Source organism: Rhizobium sp. BK399 (assembly GCF_014194695.1).
GTDB lineage: Bacteria > Pseudomonadota > Alphaproteobacteria > Rhizobiales > Rhizobiaceae > Rhizobium.
The window spans coordinates 17,112-30,134 of record NZ_JACIAH010000022.1 but is presented as its reverse complement, the minus strand read 5'-3'; the positions used below and the strand labels follow the sequence as shown (position 1 = coordinate 30,134).

Here is a 13,023-nt window from a genome sequence, read left to right as displayed (position 1 = left end):
GCCCAGCAAGGCAAACCACAGCCTCAGCTGATCGCGCGCATCATCTGGCGCTTGCGGTCGGAGTAAATGTGATGCTGCGGGCTTCCATGCCGCCGCCGGCGTATATGGCAAGCAATCGTGTCTCGACGTGGCGTGACCGCCCGCGAATGACCATCTCCCAAATACGGACCTGCTTCAGCATGCGAACCAGTTGAGCTTGCCATCGCGTCGCACGTCGGGCAAGCCTCGCGGATCTGCCCGACGATTCTTGACCGCGCCGGCGCTGGAATCGATGGTGGAGCAGCAGCTTGGCGGGCAGAGCAGCAAATAGCAGTAACAAGATCTTTAGTCCTGATCGCCGTGCAATGAGCTATGCGGGTTGTCGAGGTCGCGGACGATGTCGCCAGGCGGTTTGGTATTGGGCCCCCAGGGAACAGGTGAAGGCCTACAATTGCTAGCCTCTTGGGGCCCGATGCTAAGGTGGCACATCGGCTCGCCAGCGGGCGCATGTGCAGACTATTCAACGTGGACTTGCCTGCAAACAACGCGAACAATTTTTCGACAGAAGCATAGCATTGGGTCGTGCGTAGCTTGTCCCGATGATCGACATCCTCCATCACGGTACGCTCTGCCAAACAAGCGTGCGGATCACGCCAGTCGACAAAACACGCGGCGATCCGATCGACTTCCATGGACACGTGGCGGAGTTCGGGTTGATCCAACGCCGTCGAAGCCAGCCATGGCTGTGTGGACGTCAAGGCGTTGAAACTTAATTGGTCACAGCGACAGTGTGTCGGAGTCTGCTGTCTTTTGTAAATGGCTAGGCGGTTAGCGGTTCTCCAAAAGGCCGATTAGCAGGGATTTGCTGTGCTGCGGCTGGCGTTCTTCGCCTGCGGGAGCGTAGAGCGGGCAGCATCGCGCCGAATTCCACTGGCCGCTCGGCGTGGCCAAAGAAATGTTCGATGGCGCACACCGCACGCTCTGATGCGCGTCCGTCGCCATAGGGGTTGACCGCCCGGGACATTGATTGATACGCGCTCCGGTTCGTCAGCAGGGTCGCGACATTGGTAACGATTGCGTCTTCGTCCGTCCCTACCAGACGAACCGTGCCAGCCTCGACGGCTTCTGGCCGCTCCGTCGTGTCGCGCATCACCAGTACCGGCTTGCCGAGAGAAGGCGCTTCCTCCTGCACGCCACCGCTGTCAGTCAAAACGATAGAGCAATCGCGCATCGCCCGAACAAAGTCGGAGTAGTCGAGAGGCTGCGTGACCGTGACGTTGCCGAGGCCTTCGAGCGGTGGCAGAAGGACAGATCGCACGGCCGGGTTAAGGTGTGCAGGCAGGAGGAAGTTGACGGTTGGAAACATTCGGGCAAGGCGGGCGATGGCGCCTGCAGTGCGTTTCATGGGCTCGCCCCAGGATTCGCGTCGATGGGTAGTGATGAGAACGGTTCGCTTGAGTCCAAAGTCGCCGTTTTCGATGGGGGTGTTTCGTCCCGACACCTGAAGGAGAGCATCGATCACGGTGTTGCCGGTGACCACAATCTCGTTTTCGGGCACGCCATCGTTGAGGAGGTTTTGCTTCGACACCCTGGTCGGCGCGAGGTGAAGCGTGGCAAGCCGAGTGGTCAGGCGACGGTTAATCTCTTCCGGGAAGGGATTGGTGTCATCCCCAGACCGCAAGCCTGCCTCGAGATGGATGAGCGGAATTCTTTGATAGAAGGAAGCAAGGCCTGCTGCAAAACAGGAAGTCGTGTCACCCTGAACCAGAAGTGCGTCCGGCCGCTCCGCATCGATCACCGCGGATACACCCGTAAGTACACGGGAGGTGATCGTTTCGAGCGTCTGGGATTGGGTAATGATGTTGAGGTCGTGGTGAGGCTCGATTCCGAAAAGACGGTTCACCTGATCAAGCATCTCGCGATGCTGACCGGTTACGGCCACGATGGGGCGGCAGAAGGCAGAGCGGCCAAGGGCATCTATTAGCGGCGCCATTTTAATGGCTTCAGGGCGTGTGCCATACACGATCAAAATTTTCCGCATAAACTTTTCCTTCTTTTCGTGAAAAGTGAGCAGGTCGCAGCGTCTTTCTGAGGCCCGCCCGCTCTCGGTCGTATTGGCACATGATCAGGCGATCGCGGGCGGGTGTATAGTTCCCCAATGGGCGTTGCACCCGGTCCGCGCGGCAGGTTCGGATAATCCCTTCGGCGACCATCTGCCACCTATGGATAAGGTCCTATTCGGTAGGAAAATGATGCACGCGCGCCCGTCGGATCGCCCCAACGCGGAACGAGCAGCGCAGTCATGTGCCTGTAACCGAGAGCGGTTTAGCGATCCGTCGCGCCGGCTACCCGCACGATCAGATGAGGGTGGACTGGTCGACCGATCATCGAAAGGCGTAGGCAGGTTTCCTCCAAAGTTGGCGGCAGGCAAGGCTTCCTAATCCACAGCCTCCGATGCCAGACTCTCGGTACTGATTTAGAGGCGCGTCGTCGCATAGGCTTGGCCGCCAGCGAGACTGCCATGCTGACGGGAGCCGTCATGGGTTATAATTTCCAACTAAGTGTGGTGATCCCTCATCTTAATGAGCCGGAGAATCTCAGAGCTTGTCTTGCAGCGCTGGATCTCCAGCGAGCGTCTGCCGGCCGAATAGAGATCATTGTCGTCGACAACGGCTCGCACGAAATGCCCTTTAATGCTTGTAGCGGAGTAAGCGACGTCCGCCTGGTGCGTGAACGTATCCCCGGCCCAGGACCGGCCCGCAATCTCGGCGCGTCACTTGCGACCTCCGATCTGATCGCATTTATCGACGCAGATTGCGTCGTGCAGCCGGGTTGGGCAAAGGCGATTGTCTCGTTTATGGAGGCGACGCCTGGCGTGGATATTGTCGGGGGGGATATTGGCATTTTGCGGAAGGATGCATCGTCGCCCACGGGCATAGAAGCGTATGAGGAGTTATTCAGCTATCGCGCACGCCTTTACGTCGAGAAGCATAGTTACACCGCCACCGGAAACATGGCAGTTCGAAGGAGTGTGTTCCACGCGGTCGGTCCTTTCGGGGGCATCATGACGATGGAGGATACCGAGTGGGGGAAAAGGGCGGCAGCAAAGGGCTACCGCATCGCCTTTCTGGAGGAGGCACGGGTTCTCACTCCCTCCTGCACGTCGTTCTCCGAGCTGGCGCGCCGGTGGGACCGTCACGTTGCCCATGCCTTCGGCGATGTGCGCAGCGGCAAGTCCTCGTTGATGCGCTGGCTAGCGTTGACGATTTTGGTCGCGGCTTCACCCCTTGTGGAAGTTCGAAACGTATTGACCTCCGGGCGGATCGCCGGGGTCAGAAGCCGGGTTATCGCTTTCGCCTGGCTGACGCGGGTGCGCCTCTATCGAGCCAGAAAGATGCTGGCTCTAACACTGTCCGGAAAAGCCTCCCCACTTGTTGAGGGGTGGAACAGAGAAGCGGATACATAGGGCGCGAGGGAGGCTGTTTAACGCAGCGAAACGTCAAGCCGCCCTTAGACGCGCAGTTACTTTGTCAGGGCGTTGAGCGCGCCATGTATCGTGCTGATCGGTCTTCTTCCCCGCTCATTCGTATGGGCGGAAAGGAAACTCTCCCGACGAGTTTCCGTGCTCACTTTCCCTGATCATCGGAGCCAGTCAAAGTTCAATCAAATTCGCTCGCTGCCGCGATGTTAGGCGGAGAAACAATTGGTCTGCGATTTAGGTCATGTAGGACGGTATTGAGATTGCGCGCGTGAACAAGGTTTCCATTCCCCATCGACGCATATCCGACCGAAAGAATCGATGACGCAATGTCGGCAACCACCGCCCGTGCCGCGGCAACGTTAGTCTTGCAAAATGGGAGGCCAATTGCCGGTCGTGGCGGCGGCAAGCAGGCCCTTTTCGCGCCTACGATTGCGGCGCTTACGCAGCGGATTGTGATTGGCTACTTCCAATGCGGCGGCCAGATAAGCCGCGCGCACAGCCTCTCGTAGCTTCGGGGAGGCGCGGCGTTCTAAGACGCGTCTGTAGATTTCAAGCTGGAAGGCCACAGCCCGCTCTAAGGAAAATCGCTCATCTACAAAATGTCGACCAAACCGACCAAGATCCGCTCGTCTGCTGGGCTGATCCATGACACATCGAATTTGCGCTGCAAGACGATCCGTTCCACGGGCATTGTCGGCCAAACCGTAGAACCCCTGCCTCATGAACAGTTCGGAAGTCTCGGGACTGAACAACTCCGAGAACGCCTGTTCTCCCTGAACAACGAGCGGGCGTCCGATAGCAAGTGCCCGTAAGGCAGAACTTCCCATCCCGATGACAAGGTCTGCCGCCGCATAGGCTTGTCGCGGATCCAAATCTGCTCCTGTGAGGATAATCACTGTGCGTCCGTGACGGCGATTGACATCGTCCGCCCGCTTTTGCAGAGCATTGCGGGCCGGGCCGTCGCCGACGAGGATCAGCTTAATTGGCTGGGAATCGGCGATTGTGTCCACTGCATCGATACCCCTGACCAATGCGTCCAACTTGAGATCCAACGCTAGTCGTGAAACGCTTACCACAAGGAACTCGTCGTCTTTCACATTGTGCTTGCGTCGAAAGCCGTCACCATTGATCGTCGGGTTGTCACGAACAACGTCGATGGGTGGCTCGAGGACCCACACATCAGCGCGATGTCCTCTACGCGCCTCTTCGCCAAGTTCCGCAGTACCCATGATTAGCGGAACAGACGGGGGCACATATGGCATGACCTGCATGCTTAAGACGGTGCACAAAAGCGGGACATTTAGTGCCAGCGACGCGCCAAAATAGCCGTCGAGACAGGTTGACCATTCGTAGGTATGAATAAGGTCTACGCGTTCTCGACGCGCTATCGTAGCTAGTTCAACAATGCGAGTTGGAGCTGGCCGATATCGCAGGCCGTGAGCCGGTAAAAACCGTAGTCCTTTCTCGCGAATGTAATCCACAAGTGGGCCAGGCACGCCGTAGACCAGTACTTCGTGGCCCCGCTCTGCCACACCAGCTGCCAGGTCAATTGCGTTGATCTGACTGCCCCCAATGGAAAGATCATGCGGATACACGATTAGACGCAAGTTTGACTCCACTTCCGCACTTCAGAAAACACGATATTTAAGAATGGAAACATATTATACTCAGATATATTTCATCTATGCAATTACGTCTTGCACTGTAGTAGTTATAGGAATGATCCGCCGGCTAAGTGCTACGACTTTTTGGTAGCATAATTACCGATTTTTGTTCCATTTACTGACAAGCGACAAAGTTGTTCTCTGAAAAAAGAGAGGGCACGGTTCCGGCGCGATCGCAGTCACCTCCTCCCTCCACGTACTGAGTAGGAAGCAAGGGGAAGCGTCACGACATGATTGCACCAAGCGTTACGTTGGGTGACGGCGTCGTTATTCATCATCCAGATCTCGTCAATTTGTACGGCTGCACGATCGGGCGCGGTTCACGCATCGGAACCTTCGTCGAGATCCAGAAGAATGCAACAATCGCGGAGAACTGCAAAATCTCCAGCCACTCTTTCATTTGCGAAGGCGTGACCATCGAGGACGGAGTCTTCGTTGGTCACGGCGTGATGTTCACCAACGATCTGCATCCACGCGCAGTGAACGTGGATGGCTCTCTTCAGTCCGATGCGGATTGGTCGGTCGTGCCGACGGTTGTGAAGCGTTACGCCTCAATCGGTAGCAACGCGACTATCGTTGCCGGCATAACCATTGGTGAAGGCGCGCAGATTGGCGCTGGCGCCGTCGTTACCAAGGATGTGCCTGCCTACGCAATTGTTGCTGGAGTGCCAGCGAGAATCATCGGTCGCGCAAAAGATGCGCCAGTCGAAGTCATTTCATCCGGGAGAGCAAGATGATTGGGGTTGCCGTCGTCGGTTACGGGTATTGGGGACCGAACCTGGTTCGAAATCTTGCAGAGACACCCGGCGCAAAGCTTATCTGGGTGTGCGATCTCAAGAAGGATCGCCTCGCCGGCGTCCAGCTGCGCTACCCAACGGTCCAGATTACAGACGATTTTGACGAGGTGTTGCGCGATCCCCGCGTGGACGCGGTCGCGATCGCGACGCCGGTATCGGCTCACTACATGCTGGCTATGAAAGCCCTGATGGCAGGCAAGCATGTCTTTGTTGAAAAGCCGATGGCTTCGACTTCCGAGGAAGCTCGGCGGATGGTTGAAGAGGCCGCGCGAAGACGGCTTATTCTCGCAGTGGACCACACGTTTATTCATACGGGTGCAGTTCGCAAGATGCGTGAAATCATCGAGAATGGTCTCGGAGACATTTATTACTATGACTCGGTGCGCGTGAACCTCGGCCTTTTCCAGCATGATGTCAGCGTCATCTGGGATCTCGCCGTCCACGACCTGTCTATCATGGATTACGTCCTGCCTGAAAAACCGGTGGCGGTCTCAGCGACGGGCATGGGACATGTTGCGGGCGAGCCTGAGAACATTGCCTACCTGACGCTCTTCTTCGAGAGCAAGCTAATCGCGCATATCCATGTCAACTGGTTGGCGCCGGTCAAAGTGCGTCGCACGCTGATCGGGGGCAGTAGCAAGATGATCGTCTATGACGACCTTGAGCCGAGCGAGAAGATCAAGGTCTACGACAAGGGCATTACTCTCAACGGTAACCCGCAGACTGACGGTGAAAAGGTCTATGACATGCGCGTCGGATATCGGACCGGCGACATGTATGCGCCCCAACTCGATATGACAGAGGCGCTCGGCCGCGAGCTCAAGCAGTTTGTGGACTGCGTTGTCACCAACAGCCAACCAATCGCGGATGGCCACGCAGGACTTCGGGTTGTCCGCATCCTCGAAGCCGCCACACAGTCGCTCGCTCAACGTGGGCGCGTTATCGAGCTCGAACAGGCGAGGCTAATTGCATGATTCCGCTTCTCGATCTACAGGCCCAGTACGCATCGATCAAGGATGAGGTTGAACCCGCCGTGCTGCGCGTTCTCGCATCGGGTCACTACGTTCTCGGCGTGGAAGTCGCTCGTTTCGAAGAGGAATTCGCGACCTATTGCGATGCCAGTCATGCCATCGCTGTGAACACCGGTACAAGCGCATTGCATCTCGCGCTGCTCGCCGCTGACGTTGGTCCAGGAGACGAAGTCATCACCGTCGCCTTCACATTCGTCGCGACGGCGTCCGCAGTCTGCTATACCGGCGCTCGTCCGGTCTTTGTGGACGTCGATCCAGTCACACTCACCATGGACCCGGCCAAGCTGGAAGCCGCTATTACCTCGCGAACGAAAGCTATCATGCCTGTCCATCTTTATGGACAGATGGCCGACATGGACGCAATCAAGGAGATTGCTGACAGATACGGAATTCCGGTCATTGAGGACGCGTGCCAGGCTCACGGTGCCGAATACAAGGGACGGCGCGCCGGAAGCATCGGTGCCTCGGGCTGCTTCAGTTTTTACCCAGGCAAGAACCTTGGGGCCTGTGGCGAAGGGGGCATCGTCGTCACCAACAACGACGCGCATGCCAGGAAAATCAGAATGCTGAGGGACTGGGGCCAGGAACAGCGATATCATCACACCCTCAAGGGCTTCAATTATCGCATGGATGAAATACAGGGAGCGATACTTCGCATTAAGCTCCGGCATCTCGAGGCATGGACAGAAGCACGCCGCGTGCGCGCCGAGCATTACTCCGCTCTTCTGGCTCAATCGCGGTCGGTGCGGACCCCAGTTGCGGCAATCGACCGTCGTCACGTGTACCACGTTTACGCCGTACGCACCGGTAATCGCGAGCAGCTTCAACAAACACTCCGGTCAGAGGGCATCCATTCGGGCCTTCACTATCCAATCCCGGTGCACCTGCAGAAAGCTCATCTGGACCTTGGGTATCAGCCGGGAGATCTTCCTGTATCGGAAGCTGCAGCCCGCGAAGTCCTTTCGCTGCCAATCTATCCGGAGCTGACATTGAAGCAGGTCGAACGAATTGCTGCCGTCGTGGAGCAGGATGCCTATGTCAGTTGATTCCATCACCGGTGCGCGCCTTGTCCTTGCCGTTCACGGCCGTCAGAAAACGGCATTAGATCCCGACTATGTCGTCCAATTGGCCGAGGAACTGAAGCAGTCCTATGGTAGGGCAGGGCTTGTGGAACTCTACGCGCGCTTTGCGACTGGTGACGGTTTTGTCGACAGTTTCATGCGCAGGGCAATCTGGAAGAGCCTTGCGCGCGAATGCGGCAGCGGTTTGCAAGTCGGAAGTGGTGCCGGTTTCAAGCATCCCGAAACCTTCGAAATTGGCGACGGCGTGTTTGTTGGCGCACAGGCCTACATCCAGGGACGCTTTGACGGCACTTGCCGGATTGGCAACAACGTCTGGATCGGGCCCCAAGCCTACTTCGATGCGCGTGATCTCGTCCTTGAAGATCACGTCGGATGGGGACCCGGCGCGAAGGTACTCGGCTCAAGCCATACGGCGATACCGGTCGACATGCCGATCATTCGGACCGATCTCGAGATAAAGCCGGTCCGTGTCGGCGCATGGGCAGACATTGGCACGAATGCGACCATTCTTCCCGGCGTGACCATCGGCAAGGGTGCGATTGTTGGCGCGGGCGCGGTCGTTGTCGATGATGTCGCTCCCTTTTCTGTGGTGGCCGGCGTTCCCGCGAAATTTCTCCGCTGGCGAGCGGAACAGGATTCGAGCGAAACAAATTCGGAGTGTTGAGTATGAAAGACAAGAGAATATTGATCACCGGCGGCGCGGGTCTTATCGGCTCGCACATTGCAGATCTCGTCGCTCGCGAGGAGCCGCGGGAAATCCTGATCCTGGACAATTTCGTTCGCGGCCGGCGTGAAAATCTCGCTGATGCCATCGCGATGGCTCCTGTAACCATAGTCGAGGGTGACATCCGGGACCGGGCGCTTCTCAAAGAGGTCAGCCAGGGCATCGACGTTGTCTTTCACCAGGCAGCTATCCGAATTACACAGTGCGCGGAGGAGCCCCGACTAGCATTCGATGTCCTTGCAGGCGGGACATTTGATGTGCTCGAAGCGGCGGTGCAGGCAGGAGTTTCGAAAGTGGTCGCGGCCTCATCCGCCTCCGTGCTCGGGTTGGCGGACATCTTCCCCACCACCGAGACACATCACCCCTATAATAACAGGACGATCTACGGGGCTGCGAAGGCTTTCAACGAAGGGCTGCTGCGCAGCTTTACGGACATGTATGGCCTGCGTTACGTCGCGCTTCGCTACTTCAACGTCTACGGTCCGCGCATGGACGTCTACGGCGCCTATACCGAAGTCCTGATCCGTTGGATGGAACGCATTGCTGGCGGTTTGCCGCCGATCATCCTTGGCGATGGTACACAGACAATGGATTTCGTGCATGTGCATGACATCGCACGGGCCAACCTCCTTGCCGCAAAGTCCGACGTAAGCGATGAGGTGTTCAACGTGGCGAGTGGCACCGAGACGAGCCTTCGAGAGCTTGCGGCTCTGCTGACCAAGGTCATGGGCTCGTCCCTGGAGCCGCAGTTCGGGCCGGCGCGCAAGGTCAACGCCGTGCCGCGGCGTCTGGCTTCCACCGAGAAGGCGGAGACGATGCTCGGCTTCCGATCTGAGGTGACCATGGAAGAGGGCCTGCGGGATCTCGTTGAATGGTGGCGCCAGGAGAAAACCCTGACTGCAGGAGAAGCTGCATGAGCCAGATCCCGGTTGCCAAGCCTGTCCTGGACGAGCAGGAGGTTGAAGCTGTCCGCCGTGTCATTTTGTCGGGGTGGGTAACGCAAGGCCCAGAAGTGGCAGCGTTCGAGCAGGAGTTCGCAGACTATGTTGGCGCGCAACACGCATGCGCGGTTTCCAATTGTACGACGGCACTCCATCTTGCCCTAAGGGCTGTCGGCGTTGAGGCCGGTGACGAAGTCATCACCGTCAGCCACACATTCATCGCCACCGCAAATGCAATCCGCTACTGTGGCGCTATGCCTGTCTTTGTCGATATCGAAAAGGACGGCTATAATATCGATCCGGATCTTATCGAGGCTGCCATAACGCCTCGTACAAGAGCCATCATCTGCGTCCACCAGCTTGGAATGCCCTGCGACCTACATCGCATCGTTGCCATTGCATCGAGGCATGGAATCCCTGTGATCGAGGACGCCGCTTGCGCAACAGGCAGTGAGATTCTCTGGAAGGGACGCTGGGAAAAGATTGGGAAGCCGCACGGCGACATTGCCTGTTTTTCCTTCCATCCCCGAAAGGTCGTGACCACGGGCGATGGCGGCATGCTGACGACCGCCAACCCGGAGTACGACCGGAAATTTCGTCTCTGGCGTCAGCATGGGATGAGTGTCACGGACGCGGTACGGCATGGGTCCAGACAGGTTATTTTCGAATCCTACCCTGAGTTGGGGTACAACTACCGGATGACCGATATGCAGGCCGCGGTCGGTCGCGAACAACTCAAACGCCTTCCGGGCATCGTCGCACGACGGCGCGAAATTGCGCGCCAGTATACCGAACAACTTCGCTCAACAGCCAATGTCATGCCGCCAGTTGAACCAGCCTGGGCGCGGAGCAACTGGCAGAGCTTCTGCGTCAGTCTGTCTGGATATCTCGATCAGCGGGATATCATGCAGGAACTGCTTGATCGCGGCGTATCGACCAGGCGCGGGATCATGAATATCCATCTGGAAGAAGCCTATGCCGAGCCTGGGCTGTCTCGCGTTGCCGCGAGCCTGAAAGAGAGCACCGCAGCGCAGGAACATTGCATCATACTTCCCCTGTACGCGCAGATGACGGACATCGAGTTGACGTCTGTCGTCGATGCTATCAAGGCGTCGCTTTATTCGTTCCAGATGGTTGAACGGGCGGGTTGATCCGCCGGCCATCCCTTAGAAGAGAACGGGCAGGCATTGGTCGCAGCTGAGAGCACGCGTCCACGAAACCGGTGCGTAGCGGCTTGTGACGTCCCTTGCGCACTCTGCGCGCCAATTCCTGCAGTGTCATGCGCGGCAGGCGACGAGCGCTAAGACCTTCGTCGAAAGCGAACCACGACATCATCGACCAATATTGCAGGCACCTCGCCGCGAGCTTGGAGACGTGGTGGGATCGGCGCTGCGACAAGCTTCTTGTCGTTGACTTCCACCGCGGATTTACGTCACAGCGACGGTAGACAACCCAGAAATTCCCTCAATCCCTGCCAAGGGACATCTGGGGAAGCAGCGTCGTGGCTCGTTCGCCGAGGGGCTGCGTGGATCGGATTTCGTCGAAGGTTCTTCCCTTGGCCTCTCTTGCCAACTGGTCACCCCATTGCTGTCTAAGTAGCGCACCACTTCACCAACGAAAATTGTGTATACCAGCCTTGGGAACCCTGCCGAGGCATGAAACGCACTTGTCCGTCGCCTGAATGCAGCTTCTGCTCCTCCCAACGTGTTAGCCTCACACGTGGCCGGTTTGTGCCGCATGGCACGGTCAACAGGTACCAATCGCCTGTCGCCGACGGAACAAGAGGAGTGTGGTGCATTAGCCGCCGCGAGGAACGAGGAGGGGACGGATCATTCTCGGAAAGACGTGTTCTGGCAGCAGGCTGGCGAGTGTCCTCAGGGAAAAGAAACCCACAACCGTCGTGATGGCCAGTCCTACGGCCGTCGCTTCCCAGAGCGGCAGAAGCTGAAAAGCCCCGAAAACCGTTGTCGCGATAGGAAGATAGGCAAGTATTAGTCTACGATTGGCGAGTGACCAGCGAAACTCGGTATACCGTCGCGCGACGTAATACACCAGACCGGTGTGCCAGACATAAAGGCAGAAGAATGCGAGGCCGGCGCCCGCAGGTCCCAGTACCGGCACGCACAGCCATGCGATGCCGACGTGGACAACGGTGGCAGCAACTTCCGACCAGAAAAATATCCCTTTGGCACCTTTCGCCAGGATGATGAATCCAATCGGCCAAGCGACAATTCGAAGCATCATTCCGAGGCAGATCCAACGGAGAATGTCGACCGCATCCCGAAATTCGGAGGAATAGAACAATGCCATCACCGCCGGGGCAAGGGTCAGTGTTGCGATGAGACCTGGGCCAGCCAACATGATGCTGATTTCAGTTTGCTCGTTGACGAGGCGGTTACACTCAACGTTATCACTGGAGACCGCCGTCAGCCGGGGGTAGAAGTCCGTTCCCATGGCCTGCAAGATGAAGCCTGCGTAGAGGCCGCCCAGAGACCATGCCGCTTGATACAGGCCGGCTGCGTGCAATCCGTCCTCTGACGCCACGATTAACCGGATCGCGTATGCGCTGCCCATCGTCAGGAAACCGCTTGCCATGAAGACGATGCCCAGCTTGAACAACGCCGCTGTTTCCTGGTACGCCCGACGCGCCGTAAGAGAAATGCTCGGGATATCGATCCGGCGGCTGAACCACCAGGAAGCGACAAAACTTGCGCAGGCCGCTGCCGCCAGCGAAATCGCAATGCCTGGCTTTCCGAGAAAATAGACAAATGGCACTCCGATCACCAGGCTGAACAGACCTCCAAGAACGCTCATCCAGGCGAGACCGGGGATATCACGTGTCCCCTGCATGAGTGCCGTGCGGCCACCGGCTGCTACCTGGAAGAAGATGGCGAGCGAGAGGATCATCACGCCGGCGGTGTGTTGTCGGTCCCCAAAGGTCAATTGTGCCACGAGTCCGGAAAATGGCAGCAGCAACACCGCTCCTAGGAGCCCGAGAAGCAGCGAGACGCGTCTTAAAACGGTTACGACCTCTGCTACTCGGAGAGTGTCTTGCTTATTGATAGCGGCGATCTGGCGAACGCCGCTTGCATTGATCCCCATTCCAGCAACGGTCTGGGACATGTCCACGATCGAGTTGTAGAGTGCCATCACGCCGATGCCTTCAGGCCCAAGGAGCAGCGCCATCGCTTTGTTACGAAGGATCGAGAACACCACATTTATAACGGATGATCCGCCAATGAGGACGGTTGATCTGATGATCTGGATGTAACTTCTGTTACCGTCGCCAACAGGGAGGGTCATAAACATTCGTCCAGATTTGAT

General features: G+C 57.6%; 10 protein-coding genes. 7 read left to right on the top strand and 3 right to left on the bottom strand.

The genetic code is table 11. The features are described from left to right. Nucleotides 1-799 precede the first annotated feature (799 nt). Nucleotides 800-2,020: a UDP-N-acetylglucosamine 2-epimerase (non-hydrolyzing) gene (gene wecB, locus FHT97_RS27565; protein WP_183864824.1), complete on the bottom strand. Its 1,221-nt coding sequence runs from the start codon at nucleotides 2,018-2,020 to the stop codon at nucleotides 800-802. Nucleotides 2,021-2,518: 498 nt separating this feature from the next. On the opposite strand from wecB, the gene FHT97_RS27560 reads away from it, so the two are divergent. Further along, nucleotides 2,519-3,445, top strand: coding sequence for a glycosyltransferase family 2 protein (locus FHT97_RS27560; RefSeq protein WP_246712809.1), 927 nt, complete (start codon nucleotides 2,519-2,521; stop codon nucleotides 3,443-3,445). A 374-nt stretch (nucleotides 3,446-3,819) separates the two neighbouring features. Here the strand turns inward: FHT97_RS27560 and FHT97_RS27555 are convergent, their stop codons facing one another. Then, on the bottom strand, nucleotides 3,820-5,067 hold the full coding sequence (locus FHT97_RS27555; protein WP_183756524.1) for a glycosyltransferase family 4 protein: 1,248 nt from the start codon (nucleotides 5,065-5,067) through the stop codon (nucleotides 3,820-3,822). A 287-nt stretch (nucleotides 5,068-5,354) separates the two neighbouring features. Between FHT97_RS27555 and FHT97_RS27550 the strand changes: the two genes are divergently transcribed. Genes FHT97_RS27550 through FHT97_RS27525 form a run of 6 tightly spaced genes read left to right on the top strand, consistent with a single transcriptional unit; the run spans nucleotide 5,355 to nucleotide 10,850 of the window. Then, nucleotides 5,355-5,861, top strand: a complete 507-nt coding sequence (locus tag FHT97_RS27550) for an acyltransferase (RefSeq protein WP_183756523.1) — start codon at nucleotides 5,355-5,357, stop codon at nucleotides 5,859-5,861. Then, on the top strand, nucleotides 5,858-6,895 hold the full coding sequence (locus FHT97_RS27545; RefSeq protein ID WP_016557437.1) for a Gfo/Idh/MocA family oxidoreductase: 1,038 nt from the start codon (nucleotides 5,858-5,860) through the stop codon (nucleotides 6,893-6,895). The genes FHT97_RS27550 and FHT97_RS27545 overlap by 4 nt, the downstream gene beginning before the upstream one ends. After that, entirely contained in the window at nucleotides 6,892-7,998 is a 1,107-nt protein-coding gene (locus FHT97_RS27540; RefSeq protein ID WP_183756522.1) for a DegT/DnrJ/EryC1/StrS family aminotransferase, read from the top strand. Before FHT97_RS27545 ends, FHT97_RS27540 begins: the two co-directional genes overlap by 4 nt. Then, nucleotides 7,988-8,698, top strand: coding sequence for an acyltransferase (locus FHT97_RS27535; RefSeq protein WP_183756521.1), 711 nt, complete (start codon nucleotides 7,988-7,990; stop codon nucleotides 8,696-8,698). The genes FHT97_RS27540 and FHT97_RS27535 overlap by 11 nt, the downstream gene beginning before the upstream one ends. Nucleotides 8,699-8,700: 2 nt before the next feature. Then, nucleotides 8,701-9,675, top strand: coding sequence for an NAD-dependent epimerase/dehydratase family protein (locus FHT97_RS27530; protein WP_183756520.1), 975 nt, complete (start codon nucleotides 8,701-8,703; stop codon nucleotides 9,673-9,675). Further along, nucleotides 9,672-10,850 carry a DegT/DnrJ/EryC1/StrS family aminotransferase gene (locus FHT97_RS27525; protein WP_183756519.1) on the top strand — a complete coding sequence of 393 codons (1,179 nt, stop codon included), beginning with the start codon at nucleotides 9,672-9,674 and terminating at the stop codon, nucleotides 10,848-10,850. Before FHT97_RS27530 ends, FHT97_RS27525 begins: the two co-directional genes overlap by 4 nt. 646 nt (nucleotides 10,851-11,496) lie before the next feature. Here FHT97_RS27525 and FHT97_RS27520 read toward each other — a convergent pair. After that, nucleotides 11,497-13,002 (bottom strand): O-antigen translocase, encoded by a 1,506-nt coding sequence (locus FHT97_RS27520; protein WP_183756518.1) that lies wholly within the window; start codon nucleotides 13,000-13,002, stop codon nucleotides 11,497-11,499. Nucleotides 13,003-13,023 lie beyond the last annotated feature (21 nt).

Bases quoted from the DNA above. Each gene is read 5' to 3' on its own strand.
- FHT97_RS27535 (WP_183756521.1), top strand. From the start codon at position 7,988: ATGTCAGTTGATTCCATCACCGGTGCGCGCCTTGTCCTTGCCGTTCAC.
- FHT97_RS27545 (WP_016557437.1), top strand. From the start codon at position 5,858: ATGATTGGGGTTGCCGTCGTCGGTTACGGGTATTGGGGACCGAACCTG.
- FHT97_RS27525 (WP_183756519.1), top strand. From the start codon at position 9,672: ATGAGCCAGATCCCGGTTGCCAAGCCTGTCCTGGACGAGCAGGAGGTT.
- wecB (WP_183864824.1), bottom strand. From the start codon at position 2,020: ATGCGGAAAATTTTGATCGTGTATGGCACACGCCCTGAAGCCATTAAA.
- FHT97_RS27530 (WP_183756520.1), top strand. From the start codon at position 8,701: ATGAAAGACAAGAGAATATTGATCACCGGCGGCGCGGGTCTTATCGGC.
- FHT97_RS27550 (WP_183756523.1), top strand. From the start codon at position 5,355: ATGATTGCACCAAGCGTTACGTTGGGTGACGGCGTCGTTATTCATCAT.
- FHT97_RS27540 (WP_183756522.1), top strand. From the start codon at position 6,892: ATGATTCCGCTTCTCGATCTACAGGCCCAGTACGCATCGATCAAGGAT.
- FHT97_RS27520 (WP_183756518.1), bottom strand. From the start codon at position 13,002: ATGACCCTCCCTGTTGGCGACGGTAACAGAAGTTACATCCAGATCATC.
- FHT97_RS27560 (WP_246712809.1), top strand. From the start codon at position 2,519: ATGGGTTATAATTTCCAACTAAGTGTGGTGATCCCTCATCTTAATGAG.